The sequence below is a fragment of the Pseudoalteromonas sp. SR45-1 genome, assembly GCF_014163655.1.
In the GTDB taxonomy this organism is placed as follows: Bacteria; Pseudomonadota; Gammaproteobacteria; order Enterobacterales; family Alteromonadaceae; genus Pseudoalteromonas; species Pseudoalteromonas distincta.
This window is the reverse complement of record NZ_JACJDR010000026.1, coordinates 25,543-45,474: the sequence shown is the minus strand read 5'-3', so window position 1 is coordinate 45,474 and position 19,932 is coordinate 25,543. Positions and strand designations below refer to the sequence as shown.

Annotated in this window: 18 protein-coding genes and 1 pseudogene; 14 read left to right on the top strand and 5 right to left on the bottom strand. The window is 38.3% G+C overall.

Annotation, left to right across the window (positions count from 1 at the left end; translation table 11 throughout):
• Nucleotides 1-454, top strand: a pseudogene (locus H5089_RS19445) (ribonuclease E); the annotation flags it as partial.
• Between the two features lie 1,070 nt (nt 455-1,524).
• Here the strand turns inward: H5089_RS19445 and yejK are convergent.
• Complete coding sequence (gene yejK, locus H5089_RS19440) at nt 1,525-2,541, bottom strand: nucleoid-associated protein YejK (RefSeq protein WP_002961473.1); 1,017 nt, start codon at nt 2,539-2,541, stop codon at nt 1,525-1,527.
• A gap of 62 nt (nt 2,542-2,603) precedes the next feature.
• Between yejK and H5089_RS19435 the strand changes: the two genes are divergently transcribed.
• From H5089_RS19435 to H5089_RS19405, 7 genes are all read left to right on the top strand, one after another.
• Nucleotides 2,604-2,816, top strand: a complete 213-nt coding sequence (locus H5089_RS19435; RefSeq protein WP_002961475.1) for a DUF1414 domain-containing protein — start codon at nt 2,604-2,606, stop codon at nt 2,814-2,816.
• A gap of 5 nt (nt 2,817-2,821) precedes the next feature.
• Entirely contained in the window at nt 2,822-4,318 is a 1,497-nt protein-coding gene (locus H5089_RS19430; RefSeq protein ID WP_182712913.1) for a DUF3413 domain-containing protein, read from the top strand.
• Nucleotides 4,319-4,404: 86 nt separating this feature from the next.
• Nucleotides 4,405-4,884, top strand: a complete 480-nt coding sequence (locus H5089_RS19425) for a DUF4124 domain-containing protein (RefSeq protein WP_024596961.1) — start codon at nt 4,405-4,407, stop codon at nt 4,882-4,884.
• Nucleotides 4,885-4,987: 103 nt separating this feature from the next.
• Nucleotides 4,988-6,706 (top strand): bifunctional isocitrate dehydrogenase kinase/phosphatase, encoded by a 1,719-nt coding sequence (gene aceK, locus H5089_RS19420; protein WP_182712912.1) that lies wholly within the window; start codon nt 4,988-4,990, stop codon nt 6,704-6,706.
• Between the two features lie 19 nt (nt 6,707-6,725).
• The gene (locus H5089_RS19415) at nt 6,726-7,664 is read left to right on the top strand and encodes a LysR family transcriptional regulator (RefSeq protein ID WP_002961484.1); all 939 of its coding nucleotides are present in this window, start codon (nt 6,726-6,728) and stop codon (nt 7,662-7,664) included.
• A gap of 177 nt (nt 7,665-7,841) precedes the next feature.
• On the top strand, nt 7,842-8,285 hold the full coding sequence (locus H5089_RS19410; RefSeq protein ID WP_002961486.1) for a PA2169 family four-helix-bundle protein: 444 nt from the start codon (nt 7,842-7,844) through the stop codon (nt 8,283-8,285).
• Nucleotides 8,286-8,598: 313 nt separating this feature from the next.
• A complete protein-coding gene (locus tag H5089_RS19405; RefSeq protein WP_182692860.1) occupies nt 8,599-8,991 on the top strand; it encodes a biopolymer transporter ExbD in 393 nt (130 codons plus the stop codon).
• Between the two features lie 73 nt (nt 8,992-9,064).
• Here the strand turns inward: H5089_RS19405 and H5089_RS19400 are convergent, their stop codons facing one another.
• The 3 genes from H5089_RS19400 to H5089_RS19390 are packed head-to-tail and all read right to left on the bottom strand — an operon-like array spanning nt 9,065 to nt 13,752.
• Entirely contained in the window at nt 9,065-12,100 is a 3,036-nt protein-coding gene (locus tag H5089_RS19400; protein ID WP_182712911.1) for a TonB-dependent siderophore receptor, read from the bottom strand.
• Between the two features lie 9 nt (nt 12,101-12,109).
• A complete protein-coding gene (locus tag H5089_RS19395) occupies nt 12,110-13,189 on the bottom strand; it encodes a FecR family protein (RefSeq protein ID WP_024603563.1) in 1,080 nt (359 codons plus the stop codon).
• On the bottom strand, nt 13,186-13,752 hold the full coding sequence (locus H5089_RS19390) for an RNA polymerase sigma factor (protein ID WP_024597233.1): 567 nt from the start codon (nt 13,750-13,752) through the stop codon (nt 13,186-13,188). Before H5089_RS19390 ends, H5089_RS19395 begins: the two co-directional genes overlap by 4 nt.
• A gap of 373 nt (nt 13,753-14,125) precedes the next feature.
• Between H5089_RS19390 and H5089_RS19385 the strand changes: the two genes are divergently transcribed.
• Nucleotides 14,126-14,641 (top strand): DUF2937 family protein, encoded by a 516-nt coding sequence (locus tag H5089_RS19385; protein ID WP_182712910.1) that lies wholly within the window; start codon nt 14,126-14,128, stop codon nt 14,639-14,641.
• Here the strand turns inward: H5089_RS19385 and H5089_RS19380 are convergent.
• On the bottom strand, nt 14,621-15,508 hold the full coding sequence (locus tag H5089_RS19380; protein ID WP_165723944.1) for a LysR family transcriptional regulator: 888 nt from the start codon (nt 15,506-15,508) through the stop codon (nt 14,621-14,623). The genes H5089_RS19385 and H5089_RS19380 overlap by 21 nt on opposite strands.
• Nucleotides 15,509-15,630: 122 nt before the next feature.
• On the opposite strand from H5089_RS19380, the gene H5089_RS19375 reads away from it, so the two are divergent.
• The 5 genes from H5089_RS19375 (at nt 15,631) to H5089_RS19355 (ending at nt 19,880) form a co-directional block, all read left to right on the top strand.
• The gene (locus tag H5089_RS19375; RefSeq protein WP_182712909.1) at nt 15,631-16,281 is read left to right on the top strand and encodes a peroxiredoxin-like family protein; all 651 of its coding nucleotides are present in this window, start codon (nt 15,631-15,633) and stop codon (nt 16,279-16,281) included.
• Nucleotides 16,281-17,048 carry a haloacid dehalogenase type II gene (locus H5089_RS19370; RefSeq protein ID WP_182712908.1) on the top strand — a complete coding sequence of 256 codons (768 nt, stop codon included), beginning with the start codon at nt 16,281-16,283 and terminating at the stop codon, nt 17,046-17,048. The genes H5089_RS19375 and H5089_RS19370 overlap by 1 nt, the downstream gene beginning before the upstream one ends.
• Before the next feature lie 220 nt (nt 17,049-17,268).
• Nucleotides 17,269-17,877, top strand: coding sequence for a PilZ domain-containing protein (locus H5089_RS19365; protein ID WP_182675369.1), 609 nt, complete (start codon nt 17,269-17,271; stop codon nt 17,875-17,877).
• Between the two features lie 57 nt (nt 17,878-17,934).
• Nucleotides 17,935-18,990, top strand: coding sequence for an agmatine/peptidylarginine deiminase (locus H5089_RS19360; RefSeq protein WP_182695104.1), 1,056 nt, complete (start codon nt 17,935-17,937; stop codon nt 18,988-18,990).
• A complete protein-coding gene (locus H5089_RS19355; RefSeq protein WP_024597239.1) occupies nt 18,987-19,880 on the top strand; it encodes a carbon-nitrogen hydrolase in 894 nt (297 codons plus the stop codon). Before H5089_RS19360 ends, H5089_RS19355 begins: the two co-directional genes overlap by 4 nt.
• Nucleotides 19,881-19,932 lie beyond the last annotated feature (52 nt).

Here is a 19,932-nt window from a genome sequence, read left to right as displayed (position 1 = left end):
AACACCAGTAGCCACTGAAGAGCCTGCTAAAGTTGAAACACCAGTAGCAACTAAAGAGCCTGCTAAAGCTGAAACACCAGTAGCCACTGAAGAGCCTGCTAAAGCTGAAACGCCAGTAGTAACTGAAGAACCTGCTAAAGTTGAAACGCCAGTAGCAACAGAAGAGCCAGCTAAAGTTGAAACACGAGTAGCCACTGAAGAGCCAGCTAAAGTTGAAGCAAAAGTGAAAACTGAAAAATCAGCACCGCATGTTAAAACAGCGGTTACTCAAGGGTCAGCAAGTGCGCCAATGGCACAACCTACTCCTGTAGCTGATAGCGAAGTGAAACATACGTCTGTAGCAATGGCTCACGATAAACGTGAACTAGTTCCAGACAGTGGTTTACGTGCAGGTTCAATCAAACCTGCTGGTCGTGCAAGCTCTGCAATGACTAAAACAATGAGTGTTGATTAATAACTAACATTCATTTAAAAGCCCCGCTATTTAATAAATAGCGGGGCTTTTTTGTTTATATGATTTGAATAATTATTAAAGTTTCTTCACGCCCACAATAAGCGATTTATTCACAAAGAGGTAAAGAGACGCTGCGCTTTTAGAGGTAGTAAAAAGGCTAAGCCTGTCAATAAAGCATGACTTGTGTTTTCTCATTTACTCCTCTTTCACTTCTCTTTGTGAAATAAATCTTTAAGTGGTTTTATTAGCAAAGAAATTAAATAAACAGAAGCGTTGCTTCTCGCGTAAGCAAGCTTCACGACTACAGCCGAAATTTAACACCGTGAATAAAATTAACCTGTAGACGCACAACTTGTTGGCGTGACGGGCACAAAGCCCACAATAAGCGATTTATTCACAAAGAGGTTAAGAGACGCTGCGCTTTTAGAGGTAGTAATAAGGCTAAGCCTAGCTAACTTGAAAAAGCCCCGCTAGTAAACCATCGCTTGTGTTTTCTCATTTATTCCTCTTTCACTTCTCTATGTGAAATTAATCTTTAAGTGGTTTTGTTAGCAAAGAAATTAAATAAACAGAAGCGGTGCTTCTCGTGTAAGTAAGCTTCACGACTTCAGCCGAAATTTAACACCGTGAATAAGATTAACCTGTAGACGCACAACTTGTTGGCGTGACGGGCACAAAGCCCGTAAAAAGTAATTTTTTCACAAAGAGGTTAAGAGACGCTGCGCTTTTAGAGGTAGTAATAAGGCTAAGCCTGTCAATAAAGCATGACTTGTGTTTTCTCATTTACTCCTCTTTCACTTCTCTTTGTGCAATAGATCTTTTAGTGGTTTTGTTAGCAAAGAAATTAAATAAACAGAAGCGTTGCTTCTCGCGTAAGCAAGCTTTACGCCTACAGCCGAAATTTAACACCGTGAATAAGATTAGCTTGTGTTTCTCATTTACTCCTCTTTCACTTCTCTATGTGAAATAAATCTTTAAGGTTTTTTTTCCGATGCAACGAATTTATATACCGATACAAAAAAGCGCGATATAAATACCGCGCTCTTAAATCTGCTTTTTACTTGTGAAATTTACTCGCTTTCACTTTCCATAAAACGTTGTAACTGATCTTTTAAGTTTGGCGGAATACCTTTAATTACAAGCGTGTCAGTTGCCTCGTTGTAAGTTACGCGCTCACCTAAGTGTTTACGTTCAAAGCTTACACTCACACCACCACCAAGACCTGAGAACTTAACCATGCTGGTTACGGTTTTCTTATCAACAGGGAAAGTTTCTTCTAAGTCATAGCTTTGTTCTTTACAAAAACTATCAAACGGGCTGTCATCGCCTTTTGTAAGCGTTGCAGATAGCTCGCTTACGCTGGCATCTTCACCAGTTGTCACACAGTCATTACAGTAGTCAAAAACTTGTTTACGTAAATCGTCTTTTTCTGATTTATCAAATTGTTGCTCAGATAAATAATCCTCTACTGCGCTAAGCATTACTTGGCTTTGCTGTTTTGAATCAATACCCTCTTCACAACCTAAAAAGTCTAAGAAAAAGTCAGCAACTTTACGTCCAGCTCGCCCTTTGATAAATGAAATATAACGGTTGTCGTCAGCTTGTGTATCCCACGCTGTTAAATCGATACGAGCAGCAAGTTGCATGCGTGATATGTCTAAATGACGAGAAGCGGCTAAATCAAGCTCTGAGGTCATAGAATAATGCTCTTTGATGTTAATCATCGCAATTAGCATGTAATCAGTTGCAACGTACTGGTAATGACAAAATACTAAATAGCCTGTTTCACTAAATGCATACTTATCAAGCTCTTCTTTTAAAACCGTTGAGGCTTGCTCGGTCATATGCCAAAAGCCTAACTCATCATTACGGTAACTTTGCATTGCAGATGCTACAACACTGTTTTTGTCACCACTGAAAGCACAATAACCTTTACCAGGTTTACCATTGTATGCATGATGTAATTGTTCGATAAAAACGGCTACTTTATCGTTAATTACCATCTCATCATTTCGAAGGTGAATTTGCGTATCGTCGTCTTTTTTGTCTACATAGTGAACGACTAATTTTTTAACGTCTGTTGTCATCTTTGTTTTTCACGCCTCTAGTGTTAAAATACGAGAATATAACTATTTTATTGAACCAACTAATGCCAATCTTATCAAAATACTCTAATGAAGAAGTAGAACAAATCGTCGATCAGCTTATTGATGTGCTAACTAAACACAATGCGCCGGTTGATTTAAGTCTTATGTGTTTAGGAAATTCTATCACGCATATCTTAAAAGAGCATGTACCAACAGGGAAAAGACAAGCTGTAACCGAGAACTTTGCAAAAGCGCTCGCGCAGTCGGTTAAATAAAATTTATGAATTTATCGCAGCACAATCAATTTTCATCAAAAGCGAGTCAGCTGCTAAGTTGGGGGCATTGGTTTACCTTTGCCAATATCGGCTTAGCCCTACTTATTAGCTTAAGCTATTTATTTGCAGACTCGCCACCTACAAGCTTTTTAGGCATTACCTATATGCTAGTTACTTGGCTAAGCCACACTAGTTTTATAGCCTTTTTAGCGTTTGTGCTGACGGTATTTCCGCTTAGTTTAATATTCCCCTACCCACGACACATTCGTGGCATGGCCGCTGTAATAGCCACTGTAGGCGCATCATTGCTTACTCTTGATGCTTATGTGTATGTTAATTTAGGTTATCACCTAAGTATATCTGCCTTACCTGAGATCATTTCATTGTTGTGGCATCGTTTAACAAGCTCTCCTGCTTTAACAACCATTTTAGCCAGTGGTATTGTTGTTGTTATTTTAGGCTTTCAGCTACTTGTTAGTAATTACACATGGCACCACCTTGAGCGTTTAAAGCAATATAAATTTGCACGTTACGCAATTTCTTTTTTAATCGTGTGTTTTTCGCTTAGCCACAGTATTCATATTTGGGCTGACGCCAATTTAAACTTTGACGTAACAAAACAAGATAATGTTTTGCCACTTTCATACCCTACTACTGCTAAAAGCTTGTTAGCTAAAAATGATCTGCTAGATATAGAAAGCTACGAGCAAGCACACAACGTAAAAATTAATAACCAAAATATTAGTTATCAAATGCCAAGCCAGCTTGAAAAATGCGAGGACTACACACAAGCCAATGTAGATATATTTGTATTTGAAACTCAACAACAACTCGAAAAGTTTGTTGACGAGAATAAAAACATGCACAAAACAGAGCAGTTTTTACAGCCAACAAATCATGACGATACGTTATTTAGCTTAGTGTATGGTTTACCCGCTTTTTATAAAGCAGCAATTTTAACCGAGCAGACACTCCCAGTTTGGCAAAGTCAGCGCCGTAGCATTGAAGTAACTGGCATTGAAGAACTAAGCTTTATTAATGATCAAGCACATAGCTCTAGTGCTATTCGAGTAATTAAAGCGAGTGATACCCCTACTGTTCGAGATGATGAAACACAGGTTTTTGCTTTTAGTCTTGCCAATAACAAGCAAGAAGTAGTAACCACCTCAACTTTATACAGCTCTGACAAACGTATTTCTAAGGTAGATGGGCTAATTCAACCTAGCGATTTAATTGCAACAAGCGTTGGGCAATATTTAAATTGCAAAGCTATTGCCAAGCAAACAATGCTAGGCGTTAATCTATACAAGAAAAAAGACGATATGGGCGTGAACTACTCTCAGGGTGTTGTTATAGCCTATAAAAAAGATAGGATTACCTTAATAGATTCAGATGGTAACTTTAAAAACATTTCCGCCGCTGAAGGTTTTTCTATTGAACAAGGTTTAGATATACCATTTTTAGTACAGAGTATTAAAAAGCTCAAAACCTTTACCCAATAACAGTTATCCTAACCTAGCTTGATATACCACCAAGCTAGGTTATAGTTTTATATTGTTGTTAGATATAAAAACCAAGGATGACATGTATGTTTAAAACTTCTCGTTATATTCTCCATTCTAGCTTTTTACTTATCAGTTTTTTTAGCTTTAGCGATACCACTTACTACAAATGTGTAACAGAAAAAGGCACTGTCTTTTCTCAACTCCCCTGTGACGACGAAGCAACGACTTATAAAGTTAACACAACGGGTAATCAGTATTCTGGTCCTAAGGTTGACTACACTAAACAACTAAACGAACTTGAGCGTGAAAGGCTTCTATCTGGCTTACAGGCAGAGCTTCGCAGTAATAACCATAAACTAACAATACTTGATCGTAATAAAGAGCGTGCTGAATACAAACAACAAGAGCGGTTAAATCATATCTTAGCCATTGATGATAAAAAGCGTATTACTAAAGACATTACTAAAAAACTAAAAATAATTAATAAAACATATAAGAAAAACGTATCGGCTGTGACTAAACAAATTAAAATTCTCGAAAAAAAGATAGCTCAATTCCAATAAGTTACTCTTAGTTAGTAAGTAACATTTATCTTGGTTTTAAACTTAAAATAACATACCCTTAACACAATAGAGTATAAACTCTAGGGACTTTTAAGGAGTGCAAATGCAACCTCGCCATATTGCTGAATTAATTTTAACGGGTTTTAAAAGGCACTATCAGTTATTTCAAAAAACAACAGCCAAAGCCCCTCTTGCCTTTGCAAAAAAAGATTGGCAAGCAATTAATGATATCAGCCGTTTGCGTATCAGCTATTATGATGATCGTGTTAACGAAACCACGCAAGCGCTAAAAAAAGAAACCCCAACCGAACAACTCGATGAAAGCCTATGGCTTGAAGTTAAAAAGATATACCAGCATTTTTTATGTTTTCATCCCCAAGCAGAGCTCGCCGAAACTTTTTATAACTCTGTATTTTGCCGGCTGTACCATAGGCGCTATTTTCATAATGACTTTATATTTGTAGAAGCAACCTTAAAAGATGCTCCTTCAGTGCCTGTAGAAGCAGAATATAGAACTTACTTTCCTGTAGTTGATGGCCTCAAACCAACAATAAAACGCATTATTAATCATTTTGATTTTAAAGCCCCATTTGTAAATTTAGAGCGTGATATCCGCCTCCTTGTTAAAGCTTTTTATAAACAAGCCCCCGATACACATCACCAACCTTGGCAAATGCGCTTTGATATCTTACACACGCCTTTTTATCGTAATAAAGCAGCCTATATTGTTGGTCGTGTTGTTTCAAAAAGTGGGGTTCAGCCCTTTATAATCGCTGTATTACACGATGAAGATAACGGATTATATTTAGATGCACTTTTAACTAAGTCATCTCAAATGCGTGTTATTTTTGGCTTTGCCCGCGCTTATTTTATGGTAGAGACACACGCACCTTCAGCACTTGTTCGGTTTTTAAATCAACTTATGCCAAACAAAACACTTGCTGAGCTCTATAATGCAGTGGGTTTTCATAAACAGGGGAAAACTGAGTTTTACCGAGAGTTTTTAAATCACTTATCTCACTCTAGTGATGAGTTTACAATTGCACCGGGGACTCCCGGTATGGTGATGATGGTATTTACCCTCCCCTCATTTGGCTATGTTTTTAAAGTAATAAAAGACAAATTTGGTGAGAGTAAACCCTTTGGCCGTGATACCGTATTAAAACGCTATCAACTGGTAAAAAACCATGATCGCGTTGGCAGAATGGCCGATACCATAGAGTATTCTAACGTCGTATTTCCTTTAGCGCGTTTTGATAGTAATTTACTTGCGCAATTACATAAAACAATTGGCTCATCAATGATAATTGAGGGCGATTGGTTGATCATCAAGCATTTGTATATTGAACGGCGCATGACACCTCTTAACTTGTTTTTAGAAAATGCTGATGAAGAAAGTGTCGCCGACGCGATTGAAGAATATGGGCAAGCCCTAAAAGAAATGATTGCTGTTAATATATTCCCTGGTGATATGCTCTTAAAAAACTTTGGTGTAAGTAAGCACAAACGTATTATTTTTTACGATTACGATGAAGTTCAATATCTAACCGATATGAACTTTAGAGCATTACCAAAAGCAAAGAGCTATGACGACTATTTAATGGATGAACAAAGTTACTCTGTTGCACCACAGGACGTATTTCCTGAGCAACTTTGTACATTTGTAATGCCAAACCCTATGTATAAAAAGTTTTTACTCAGCACTCACCCAGAGCTTATAGATGTTAGCTTTTGGAAGCAGGCACAACAAAATATAAAAAATGGTCAGGTAAGTCATATTTACCCATACCCGACAGCACAGCGCTTTATTCACCACTGGTAAGCGCTAAAGGACACACACAATGAATATAAGTAAAATAGATTTAAATTTACTCGTTTACCTCGATACATTGCTTCGAGAATGCAACGTAACACGCGCTGCTAATCAATTGAGTATAACGCAACCTGCAATGAGTAATGGCCTTAAACGTCTTCGTAACTTATTTAACGACCCTATTTTAGTTCGTACCAGCGATGGTATGGTGCCTACCGAGCGTGCTTTGGAGTTACAACCCGTTATTCGTGGCATTTTAATGACCCTTGAAGAAACTCTAGCTCCTAATCGAGAATTTGAGGCAAGCCAAAGTAAGCGTGTGTTTAGAATAATGGCCAGTGATTACGCTGCAAGTACATTAGCACCAAAGCTTTTAAGTAAATTGCACGAAGAAGCCCCCGATACTACTTTAGATATACTCACACCAAGTGATGTCACCTTTCATGATGTAGAAAACGGTAAAGTAGATATGGCAATCAACCGTTTTGAAAACTTACCTCAGTCTTTTCATCATAAACGTATTTGGAAAGATAGTTTTTGCTGCTTAGTAAAAGCCGATAATCCTATAATTGAAAACTTTAGTCTCGACAGCTATTTAAAAGCGCGCCATATATGGGTAAGCAAAACAGGTTTTGGTGTAGGTGTAGGCATGGACCCTAAAGATGTGCAAAAACTTGGCTGGGTTGACGAAGCACTTGCTCACTTTGGTAAGCATCGTAATATTGCCACTTTTACGCGTAACTACCATGTAGCTATTCATTTAGCTAAAGAGAAAAATTTGATTGCGACCCTTCCTTCAAAAGCCGCAAATATATATTTAGATGATCCGGGGCTTAAAATTTTAGAGCCACCATTTCCAATTCCTCCTTTTGAGCTTGATATGATTTGGAGTCCACTGTTACATCGCGATGCGAGTCACATTTGGTTACGTCAAAAAGTAGCTGAAGTAGCTGAAGAGCTAAAATAACTTTATTACACAATATAATGTAAAAATTGCTAGGTTAATTTTTTGCCTGTTAACTTAGCATCCTACTGAAACAAAATTAAACCAATAAAATCAAATAACTACATAACTATTAAAACGTGGAACATACATTGCTTTTATTTAATTGAACTATACATTCATTTAATTAAAGAGGTCATTATGAACACCCATCAAGGATCAGAAGTAAATCATATTACTGACATCATTCAAGTTATGAACAGCGGCATCGATTTTTATCAAAAAGCACAGGAAAAAGTTGAAGACCCTGCTATTGGTGCACTTTTTCAGCGTATGATAGATGCCCGAAAAGTGAGTGTTGAGCGCTTGCAGCCATATGCAATTAATGAAAAAGGCGAACGCGAAGATGGCTCATCTTTCGCAGTTGAAGCACGACGTGCGTACACAGCTCTATTGACTACTTTCACCTCACACAACGACAGCACGTATGTAAAAGAGCTTGAAGAGGTAGAAGATAAAACCCTTGAAGAAATTAAAGCAGCAATGGATAAACCGCAACCAGCTGACTGCGAAGCTGCACTGGCTAAAACATTATTAACAATGCAAAGCTGCCATGCAGAAATGAGCCGTATGCAAAAGCATTAAGCTTACATAGCGCATAACTAGAACCCAGCCTCGAGCTGGGTTTTTTATTACCTCTAATACCAACCTACATAGTTTTTTAAGCAATTTAACAAATTGAATTACATTATAACGATGCTAAATAGACCCATTTTTAAGCAGATCGGTATAAACACCACCTTATTTCGCCACAATTTAAATACATAATTAGTACAAATATTTAATGTTATTAGAATATTTATTTAACCACGCTTTATTTTTGCTGTGCTAATTTTGTTAATAGGTACCTAAAACCTTGCTGTGGCGCCGCAGCATTTAATTAAAAATAAGGTCCAATATGAAAAAACTAACCAAACTACAAAATAATGCTGATGTAGATATGACCCCGATGTTAGACATAGTGTTCATATTACTAATTTTCTTTATTGTAACTACATCTTTTGTAAAACCTGTGGCTATTGAATTAAACCGACCACTCGACAGCCCTCAAATAGATAAGCCTGTTAAAAATGCTTTATTTAAAATTGATGAAAGTAACGGAGTATATTTTTCTGAGAGGTTAATTGATTTAGAGCAAGTTGCGACTAATTTAGCTATGTTCGCGGCTGAATATGAAATAAGTTCGGTACTTATAACCGCAGACGAAAACAGTACACATAATACTTTAATGAATGTCATGAATAATATTAAGCAATACGATGATTATCCAATAAGTTTGATTTCTAAATAAAATCAGCCCAAGCTAAAACCAAAAAAAGGGCCTTACGGCCCTTTGAGTTAAATAACAAAAGGGAGGTTATTAATTAAAAACGGTATTCTGCACCTACGTAGTAGTAAGCACCGTTAAAACCAAACGGAGCCGAACGACGTGAGTAGTCAAACACACCTGAGCTGCTAATTACGGTATTACCATTAGCATCTACAATAGTACCTGAGCGAGAGTTACCTATTTCATTTTTATCTGGGTAAACATCGAACAAGTTATTTGCACCAATATTTACTGATAAGTCTTCAGTAACGAAGTAGTTAACTTTAACGTCAGTTAAAATTTCTGCGCCATACGTTTGACGCCCACCATCTTCTACTGTGTATTCACCAAAACGATTAAGTGAGAGGTTAACAGTCCAATCATCACGTTGATAAAGCGCACTTAAGTTAATACGGTCCTCTGGTTGCCACTCTTCTATAATAGAGATGTCTTCAGCTGAGAATATATCTTCTACTTTTACTGTCTCAAGGCTTGAGCCAGCAGGAGAGAACAACGATACAACATCTGTTTTGGTAAAGTTAGCTGCAAGTGTAAAATCAAGCGTGCCGCCTAAACCTTCAGTGTTCCACGTTGCTACAAAATCAACACCACGTGTTTCTGTATCAGCACCATTTAAGAAAAACTGCCCTACGCCAGCACCTGCACTATTTAGTGCTGCATCAAGGCTTGTAGATAACCCTTTACCTAAGCGATCACTAATTACAATACGGTCGTCAATATCAATCGAGTAGTAATCAACGGTTACATTAATATTATCGGTAACGTTATACACAATACCTAAACTACGGTTTTGTGATTTTTCTTCTTTAAGTTTTGGAATACCTAAACTTTGCGCAAGTGTTGAATCATTTCTAAATGTACCAACTTCTTCTGCAACTAAATTCCCATTAGTATCAACAACAAATTGTGTGCTTACGTTATTAAAGTAAAGCTGCTGCATTGAAGGCGCTCTAAATCCTGAGCTTAATGCACCACGTAATGAAATATCGTCGGTAATAGACCAGTTACCAGCAAGTTTAAAGTTTACTGTATCGCCAAAACCTTTGTAGTTATCGTAGCGAAGTGCACCAGATAAAATCACATCTTCAATTACATAAGATTCTGCATCTACGTAAAATGAAATTACATCACGTGACTCATCCACTGAAGACGCAGGTGATGAACCACCAAAACCTTGTGAACCACCCGATGCATCTTCAGAGCCAACACCGCCACTTAAACCGCTGTAAATACTTACACCATTTAATGTGTCGTAATCGCGGTACGCATATTCATTACCTTCTAAAATACGGTATTCATCAGTACGTATTTCAGCACCCATTGCTAACGAATAATCATCAAAGTTTTGTGTAAAATCAATATTGATTGTTTGCAATGATAATTCCATGCCGTAAGCGTACGCTTCACGTGGAATAGTTGTACGAATATCAGCTGCACTTAAACCTTGGTCATAACGTAAAAAGTTAGCGTATGAGGCATTGATAGTGTCACTTGTAGTGTAATCAATACTGTTCTCGCCATAGGTGTAAGATAAATCAAGGCTTGCATCGTTATCAAATTCAGTTTTATAACCAAAGTTGTACGAGATATCATCGATAGTTGTGTTGATTTTTGGTAAGAAACCTAGCGGAATCGTCGCATCGTTATCTTGTAGTACTGGGTTACCACCTGCATTTGCATTATGACGGAAAAATGCAGCCGACTCATTTTCACGTGTTGAGTAAGTAATAAAGCCGTAAAGCTCGCCATCACCTAACTCGTAACCGGTATTAATTGTTAAACCAAACTGCTGAGAGTCAGCATCACCAATTCTAAAGGTATCACGATCGGCTGTCAGCTCACGCGGATCACCAGCAAGTAAAGTGCCGTCACTTAGTTCTGTACAACCATAAAACTGACAAGAGCCATGTAAACCGGCACGGTTAGTCGGTGCACGGTCACGGTAATTGATAGTTGTATTTAAATAACCGTCATCACCTAGCGCAAAGCCTTTATTAAAATCAAGGTTAATGGTTTCGCCATCGCCTTCAGAATATTGACCGTAGTTAATAGCCGCTTTGCCACCTTCGCTACCATCTTTGAGCACAATATTAATAACACCAGCAATGGCATCAGAACCATACTGAGCAGCAGCGCCATCACGTAATACTTCAATGCGTTTAATTGCAGAAGCTGGAATTGCATTCATGTCAGTACCTGCGGTACCACGCCCAACAGAGCCATTAATATGAATAATACTTGCTTGATGACGACGTTTGCCGTTAATTAACACCAATGTTTGATCGGGACCTAAACCGCGAAGTGTCGCAGGTCTTAAAGCATCAGTACCGTCACTAATTGCAGAGCTTGAAAAGTTAAATGAAGGGGCGATAGACTGTAGCATACGACCAACTTCTGTTTGGCCCGTATTTTCAAGCGCTTCTGCACTTAGGATATCTACTGGAACGGGTAAATCTTCAACTGAACGTCCTGCTACACGGCTACCGACAATAGCAATTTTTTCAATTTTTTCTTGAGCGACTTCTTCTGCTGCGTTTACACCTTGCGAATTTACTGCAAGTAAAGCTGGTAATACTGCTGCACTGACCGCTGAAAGCTTCATCATGTTGTTATCATTCCTGTTGATTTGTTTGAGTTTTATACTCAGTAAACCATTTTGATCAACAACCGCATCGAGCTCAGTCCCACCTAATAATGCCTCTAGAGCATCTAGCTGAGTGTAAAATCCATAAACTGAATTTGCGTCATACTGCTTTGCCAACTCATAAGAAAACACCACGGTTTGCTCTGTTTGTTTAGCATATTCAATTAAGGCTTTGTCTGCTCGCTGCGCTTTTATATCAAATTGCACCATTTGCCCAGTGGTTTGTGTTGCTGCTTGTACACTTAAACTAAAAATAGCCGGTGCAAGCACACTAAATCCACTCAATAAATGCGTTTGGTTACTGCGCAACTTATATAAACAGCTGACAAACAAAAATCCTCTATGGGTTTGTTTCTTTTTTTTAATGTTTTTTTTACGTTCAATCTTTATTGATGTAACTTTACCTAACATTAGTTTGATTTGCATAACGTCTACTTATGATTCTGTATGGTGTTTTAGCGTTACTACATGCTCACCTAAACGCTCATGATCAATCGAAAAGTTAGTTTGTAAACTTTCTAGTAAACCTTCAACGTCACCGGCTTTAAATACTCCAGCCACTTTAATACTGGCAAGCTCAGCTGATGAAAGCTCAAAACGTGTGGCTGTATAGCGGCTTACTTCATTTAAAGCATCGCTTAGCTCTTCTCCATTAAAAATAAGCATCCCGTTTTGCCATGCCAAATCGCGTTGTACGTCGTTCATTGAAAGCTGCGTAATTGGTTTTGTAACACTTTGCTCAATAACTGCTTTTTCGCCTGAGGTAACAATATTGGCATTAATTTGACGAATTTTTTTCGTGCTATTATCTGCAAGTTGATAATCTTTAAAGTCATTTGCATCAACCGCTACACTTGGATCAGTGATCATCACTTTGCCTTCAGTAACCACCAGTTCTAAATCTGATGAAGTATTGCGTTGTACATTAAATACCGTGCCTAACGCGGTAAAACTTTTATCACCAGCCATAACACTAAACGGACGCGTGGCATCTTTTGCTACATTAAAGCGCCCTTCTCCACGACTAAGTAATAACTGCCTGCGGCCTTTACTATAAGCAACTTCTAGTAAGCTATTAGTATTAAGCTGCACTATGGTGCCGTCTGGCAATACATACGTTGCTTGCTCGCCTACTTTTGTTTTGTAAATTTTAGTGTAATTAACTTTAGCAAGCTCTTGGTTGTAGCCATTTTCTAAGTTAATTAATAAGTAGCTGCATACCATTAACGCTGCAAACAAACTCGCTGCAATTGAGTAAGAAAACATCCACTTGTTTTTTGATGTTTTAGTATTGTTGCGCTGAGGAAATAAATGACTTAATTCGTTTAATACTGAAAGCTCATCCCAAAGCTGAGCAAGCTCGTATATAGAGTCTTGATGTGCAGTGCTTTGCATCATCCATAATTTAAATTGCTCTTTTTCATCATCAGTTAAACCACGATCAATCGCGCTTATCCAATCACATGACTTTTCTAAGATTAAATCTTTTGAATTAAATTGATGAACATTACTCATTCTGCGACCCTCTTAACTGATATAGGATGTGCTTGAGCTTTAAGGTTCGTTTGAGGGCTTTGCTCATGTTCACGCATGTATAACATGGTTTGTAACAATCCTTTGGCAATGTGTTTTTCAACAGTGCTTTGGCTTAACTGCATTTGGTCTGCTATCTCTTTTTGGCTCATACCGTAAACTTTTTTTAATATAAAGCATTTACGAATCGATGAGCTTAGTTGCTCAGTAGCTCTACAAAAAAGTAAAAAACGCTCTTTAGATGTGTATTCGTCTTCGAGCTTCATTGATTTGAGTAATACGGGCAATTCGTTATCGTTTTCTAACGAATCATTAAATTTATTGTCCCACTTAGCTATATGGTTGAGTGCTAGATGTTTTGCTGTTTTTAGCATATAACTGCGGGTAAACTGGATGTCTTGTTTTAAATCAGCTTCATAGCTTTTTACAAAAGTTTCTTGCACAATATCTTCTACATCGTCGGGTTGAACAATGCGCGATACAAAACGTTTGAGCTGTTTAGAAATATCAACAAATGTTGACGTGAACTTTACTTTTTTCGTCATCCTTAACATCCACCTGTTGTTATTTTTTTTATTAGGGCGTGTTGGCCTTTCGTGGTTGAATTTGCAGCAGTACGTTTGGTATTTAGGCAAGGCAGAGCCTATGTAGTGTGGTTACTCCCCATAAATAAGTGATAACGCAGCATAAATGCCAAACATGCGCTGCCCTTTGAGCTCGATCTAGGGACGATTAACTCTTTGTTGCTCGGTTTTGACTTAGCCCGCTAGGTTAAAACCCCGCGCCGCGATTAAATCGCACCTAGATTGAACAAATTTCAATCCACAAAGCTTAACACGCCCCAATAGATTACGAGTTTTTGACATAAAAACAAGCTCAAATGTTAATTCTGGGTTATTTAAATGCATAGGAATATAAATGAGTAAACTTTTAGATTATATACGACTTAGTTTCTTTGCATTCGGTTTACTACTTGGATTGCAAATACCTGCATTTGTAAGTGACTTTGGCCAAGCATTATCAGCCCAGTTAATTGAAGCTAATAATGCCGTTGCGCCTTTTAAAAGCGATGCAGCTAAGTATTTCAATAATGATTTAACTAAGCTAATAAAACACTATCAAAATATTGATGATGAAATTGTGAACATAGGGGCAAGTAATATCAGTACTCTTTACGAGCGACAGCAAGATTTACAGATAGCCGTAAATAGGTTTGAGAAATCTCCGTATATATTTACTATGATCAGTGGCATGAGCGATATAAAGCAACAAGTATGGCAACGCTTTGAAGGTCAAATCATTTTGAAAAAAGACTCTATTATAGCCGCCATTGTTGCAGCCATAATTGTTGCCTTGCTTGCAGAGCTTACTGGTTATTTGTTTTTAATTGGAGTAAAACGCTCATTTAAACGCTTATTCGCAGCTCAAAAATAGTGATTTCATAAAATCATAAAATACATCGGTTTTGCGGGTTGTTAAACTATTTTGCGGACGTAAAAACCAAACCGGTGCATCATCTTGTGCCATTACCCCTGGCATAACTTCAACCAAAATACCGTTTTTAAGATCTTCATTAATCGCTATTTTTGATTTAATAGCAATACCATGACCTGCAATAGCAGCTTGTGTCATATTATCGGAGTTTGAAATAGTAAAACGGGTTTTAGCATTAAAGGTATGTATTTTTTTGTGTTCGTCATAAAGCTTTAACTGGCGTTGCCACGGCAGGCAAACCCAATAATGCTCACTCAATTGCGTTAAATTTTCAGGCATGCCGTACTTTTCTATATAGCTAGGGGCTGCACAAAGTATGCGACTATTGTTTACGATTTTACGAGAAAGTAATCCTGAGTCATTTAACTTTCCCACCCTAATTGCAACATCTTGCGCGTCATCAACTACATTTACAAAATGATCCGTTATTAAAAAATCAAGCTTTAGTTCAGGGTAAGCTTGCTCAAACTCATTGAGTTTAGGCATTACGTATTTTGAAAAAACCCAAGGCGGCATGGTCACGCGTAGTAAACCACTCACCGATGAGCTACGCGCGCCAATACTATGTTCAGCATCGTGTAGAGCTTCTATTATAGCCCCCACACGCGTATAAAATATTTCACCTGCGGGAGATAACCGTACTCGCCTGCTATCTCTAAAAACAAGTACTGTAGCAAGCTCACGCTCTAGTTTACTTAAGCGATGGCTCACCGTTGCAGGCGATAAACGCTGCTCGCGGGCAGCAGCAAGCACGCCCTTATTTTCAACTACAGCTATAAATGTTTCTAGGTCGCTTAAATTATACATAAAGATGCCATTGTGCACTTTTCAATGTTTAATATTTTCGAATGAAGCTTTCAGTATTGCAATGTTTATTTAAATATATAAAACACTATAATTGCAAATAGTCTAATTATTGAGGTTCAATCATGAGTTTAAAAGCGCAAATAGATGCCTATAACGTACAAAAGGATGCCAAATTGCCAGCTGACGTTTTGGCACTAATGAACACTACAAACGAAGAGCTAATTGCACAGCATATTAAAGACAATGCATTGCAAATTGGTCAAAAAGTAGAAAACTTTAGCTTAGCCAACCATAACGGCGAAAACATTGAGCTTGCAGATTTACTAAAAAAAGGCCCGGTAATTATTAGCTTTTATCGTGGTGGCTGGTGTCCATATTGTAATTTAGAACTAAAAGCACTTAACGACTACTTACCACAATTTAAAACTCAAAGTGCTCAGTTAATCGCAATATCACCACAACTACCTGATGAAACTCTCTCAACTGCACAAAAAAACGACCTTGAATTTGACGTGCTTTGCGATGTGAGCAATAAAGTAGCTGAGCAATTTGGTTTATTGTTTACACTTGATGAGCGTATTCAAGCGTTATATACACAATTTGGTATTGATTTTGAACACTACTACGGCGATAAAAGCTTTAAATTACCGCTACCGGCCACCTATGTGATAAACCAAGAAGGTGCTATTACATACGCATTTTTAAGCGAAGATTACACCCTACGCGCAGAACCTATTGATGTTATGACAGCACTTGAATCGGAGAATAATTAATGTCTATTTTAAAATCGTTAAAAACACTTACTCTTTCACTACTTGTGGGCACAAGCCTTGTATCTGGTTATGCAGTCGCTGATGAACCAAAAGAACAAGCAAAACCTAAAGTGCTTATTTTTGATGTAAACGAAACCCTACTTGATTTAGCGTCAATGCGTACCTCTATTGGTAAAGCACTAGGCGGGCGTGAAGATTTGTTACCACTGTGGTTTTCAACTATGCTGCATCATTCATTAGTAGATACAGTAAGCGGTAGTTATCACGACTTTGGGCAAATCGGTGTGGCGTCACTTCTTATGGTTGCTCAAAACAACAACATTGATATTACAAGTGAACAAGCTAAAACAGCTATTGTTACGCCTCTTTTAACGCTTCCTCCACACAGCGATGTTAAAGAAGGACTGGCAAAACTCAAAGCACAGGGCTATAAGTTAGTAAGCCTTACAAATTCTTCTAACAAAGGTGTAAAGGCACAGTTTGAAAGCGCTGGTTTAATGTCTTACTTTGATGCGCGTTACAGCATTGAAGATATTAAAATTTACAAACCAGACTTACGTGCGTATGAGTGGGTACTTAAAAAGCTAAACGTAGCACCAAATGAAGCAATGATGGTTGCAGCCCATGGTTGGGATGTTGCTGGTGCAAAAGAAGCTGGCTTACAAACCACTTTTATAGCACGCCCAGGTAAAGCACTTTACCCATTAGCTAAAAAACCAGATCACGTTGTGAAAGATTTACATGAATTAGCCGCTCTACTTAAATAAGTACACGCTGATGAATCAATACCCAAGCGGCCAATGTTAGGATGACATTGGCCGCTTTTTTATAACTAACCCTAAATATGTCTTAGTGTATTTATTTTCATAATTAGTATGTTAAAAATCGAATGTAAACAAAGCATTTAGACCGCTATGCGCTATTTTATCTGCTAGCAATTTAGTACTCACAACGCTACTATTAAATAAATACGTGGTGGAGAACATAATGAATAGTGAAAGATTAGGTGAGTTTGAGCAGTACTTTCAAATTAATGAAAGTATAAGAGTAAATTTATTCCCCGTATCAACCGGACAAGTTCCTAAATCGCAGCTTGAGCTTGAAGACGACATTCCCCCACTATTTAGATTAGCAAATGAAGTAAGTGAGCTTGAGCAAAGCTCGTTACGCCCACTGCGTAACTTAGGCGATATAGCACAAGAGCTAGCTACATTTTTACAAGCGCAGTCACGTAAAATAGATTTAATAATGAGCCATATTTTGGCCTCAGAACAAGCCCAAGATAACGCAATACAATGTGATAGCTACGGCGGTGGCGGTATTCGTTTTACATCACCCGAAGTACACTCAATTGGCCAAGCATTTAGAACCAAACTGTTTTTGCACCACGAGGCCTCTGCGGTTTATTGTTACACCGAAGTTGTGGCAGTAGAAAAACAAGATAGCGAACACTACCAATACACTATGCTCTTTACCGCAATTAGAACCACTGACCAAGAACTTATTGTTAGAGCGAGTTTACATGCTCAAACCCGCCAACTTAAAAAACGTCAAGAACTTGATCAAAACCAAGGCGACCTAAACAGTGATAATTAGCTGACATCTTTATGTAAAATGCTAAACTAGCGCCATCTTAATTAGTATATAAAATTCATGAACTTTAGACTTTTACCAGAATGGGCCGAGCAAGACGCTGTTATGCTTACATGGCCTCACAAAGACACCGATTGGGCCGACAACTTAGCGCGTGTAGAACCTGTATATATTGAACTTGCTAAACACATAACAACGCAGCAACAGCTTGTTATTGTGGCGCATAACAGTGCCTTAAAAGTGCATATTACAGCATTACTAAATAGTGCTAACGTCTCTCTTAATCGTGTTCATTTTGTAGTAACGCCTACTAACGATACCTGGGCGCGCGATCATGGTCCGCTTACTTGCGCCGCTATTGATTCAACAGAACAATTAAAAGTATATGATTTTACTTTTAATGGTTGGGGCAATAAGTTTGAAAGCACATTAGACAATCAAATTAATCGTACTTTGGTAAAAGAGCTAAGTAGCACAAACAACCAATATCAAGCGCTCGATATGGTACTTGAAGGTGGCGGTATTGAAATAAACGAGCACGGTGTGTTGCTAACAACCAGTGAGTGTTTGCTTAATAAAAACCGTAACCCTGATTTAAACCCAAATGATATTGAAGCACTTTTGAAAGAGCACTTAGGCGCGACGAGTTTTTTATGGGTTGAACATGGCTATTTAGCGGGCGATGATACCGACAGCCACATTGATACTTTAGTGCGTTTTGCACCAAATAATACCCTTGTATATGTGCAGTGTGACGATAAAACTGATGAGCATTTTAGCGCACTTGATGCGATGGAAAAACAACTAAAAACCTTTAAAACTGCCGATAACACCCCATATAACTTAATTGAGTTACCGTGGCCAAAAGCCGCTTATGACGATGAGCAAACACGCTTACCGGCTACCTACGCTAACTACTTAATTATTAATAATGCTGTGCTTGTGCCAACGTATAATGATGCCAATGATGAACGTGCTCTTGCACAAGTTCAAAAAGCATACCCACAACACACTATTATTGGCGTAAATTGCCAACCAATTATTGAACAATTTGGCAGCCTGCACTGTATTACAATGCAATTACCTCGTGGATTTTTAGCTGGAGCAGCACAATGACAAGCCCTGCAAAATTAACCGTTGCGTTAGTGCAACAAAGCAATACCGATAACGCAAAGGACAATATGGCAAAATCAATAAGTGCCATTCGTGAAGCCGCTCAAAAAGGTGCAAAACTGGTTGTACTCCAAGAGCTACACCGAAGCCTCTATTTTTGCCAAACCGAAAATGTTGACGTATTTGATTTAGCCGAGACCATTCCAGGCCCTAGCAGTAATGCCTTAGGTGAGCTTGCTAAAGAGCTAAGCATTGTTATTGTCGCGTCTTTATTTGAAAAACGCGCTACGGGCCTTTATCACAATACTGCAGTTGTATTAGAGCAAGACGGCAGTATTGCAGGTAAATACCGCAAAATGCATATTCCTGATGATCCAGGTTTTTACGAAAAATTTTACTTTACCCCAGGTGATATCGGTTTTGAGCCTATTCAAACCTCGGTGGGTAAATTAGGCGTGCTAGTATGTTGGGATCAATGGTTTCCTGAAGCTGCACGTTTGATGGCAATGGCTGGCGCTGAGGTATTAATTTACCCAACCGCTATCGGTTGGGATCCTAACGACGACATTGCTGAGCAAACTCGTCAAAAAGATGCGTGGGTTATTAGCCAGCGTGCCCATGCTGTTGCCAATGGCGTGCCGGTAATTAGCTGTAACCGCGTTGGCCATGAAAGTGACCCTAGTGCGCAAAGCGATGGTATTTCGTTTTGGGGCAATTCGTTTATTGCAGGCCCACAAGGTGAACTATTAGCAGAGGCTAATAATACTGATGAGCAAATTTTAGTAGTAGAAATTGATCAAAAACGCTCAGAAAACGTAAGACGTATTTGGCCTTTCTTACGTGATAGACGAATTGATCACTATAAAGACCTAACAAAAATATACCGAGACTAAGTAACCTTAACTCAAGATGGCTCTTACTTGCTAAGAGCCAACTATAAATGGA

Coding starts and splice junctions, on each gene's coding strand:
- H5089_RS19395 (WP_024603563.1), bottom strand. CDS start 13,189: ATGAGTAATGTTCATCAATTTAATTCAAAAGATTTAATCTTAGAAAAG.
- H5089_RS19435 (WP_002961475.1), top strand. CDS start 2,604: ATGCCAATCTTATCAAAATACTCTAATGAAGAAGTAGAACAAATCGTC.
- H5089_RS19390 (WP_024597233.1), bottom strand. CDS start 13,752: ATGACGAAAAAAGTAAAGTTCACGTCAACATTTGTTGATATTTCTAAA.
- H5089_RS19385 (WP_182712910.1), top strand. CDS start 14,126: ATGAGTAAACTTTTAGATTATATACGACTTAGTTTCTTTGCATTCGGT.
- H5089_RS19380 (WP_165723944.1), bottom strand. CDS start 15,508: ATGTATAATTTAAGCGACCTAGAAACATTTATAGCTGTAGTTGAAAAT.
- H5089_RS19370 (WP_182712908.1), top strand. CDS start 16,281: ATGTCTATTTTAAAATCGTTAAAAACACTTACTCTTTCACTACTTGTG.
- H5089_RS19415 (WP_002961484.1), top strand. CDS start 6,726: ATGAATATAAGTAAAATAGATTTAAATTTACTCGTTTACCTCGATACA.
- H5089_RS19405 (WP_182692860.1), top strand. CDS start 8,599: ATGAAAAAACTAACCAAACTACAAAATAATGCTGATGTAGATATGACC.
- yejK (WP_002961473.1), bottom strand. CDS start 2,541: ATGACAACAGACGTTAAAAAATTAGTCGTTCACTATGTAGACAAAAAA.
- H5089_RS19430 (WP_182712913.1), top strand. CDS start 2,822: ATGAATTTATCGCAGCACAATCAATTTTCATCAAAAGCGAGTCAGCTG.
- H5089_RS19355 (WP_024597239.1), top strand. CDS start 18,987: ATGACAAGCCCTGCAAAATTAACCGTTGCGTTAGTGCAACAAAGCAAT.
- H5089_RS19360 (WP_182695104.1), top strand. CDS start 17,935: ATGAACTTTAGACTTTTACCAGAATGGGCCGAGCAAGACGCTGTTATG.
- H5089_RS19400 (WP_182712911.1), bottom strand. CDS start 12,100: ATGCAAATCAAACTAATGTTAGGTAAAGTTACATCAATAAAGATTGAA.
- H5089_RS19425 (WP_024596961.1), top strand. CDS start 4,405: ATGTTTAAAACTTCTCGTTATATTCTCCATTCTAGCTTTTTACTTATC.
- aceK (WP_182712912.1), top strand. CDS start 4,988: ATGCAACCTCGCCATATTGCTGAATTAATTTTAACGGGTTTTAAAAGG.
- H5089_RS19375 (WP_182712909.1), top strand. CDS start 15,631: ATGAGTTTAAAAGCGCAAATAGATGCCTATAACGTACAAAAGGATGCC.
- H5089_RS19365 (WP_182675369.1), top strand. CDS start 17,269: ATGAATAGTGAAAGATTAGGTGAGTTTGAGCAGTACTTTCAAATTAAT.
- H5089_RS19410 (WP_002961486.1), top strand. CDS start 7,842: ATGAACACCCATCAAGGATCAGAAGTAAATCATATTACTGACATCATT.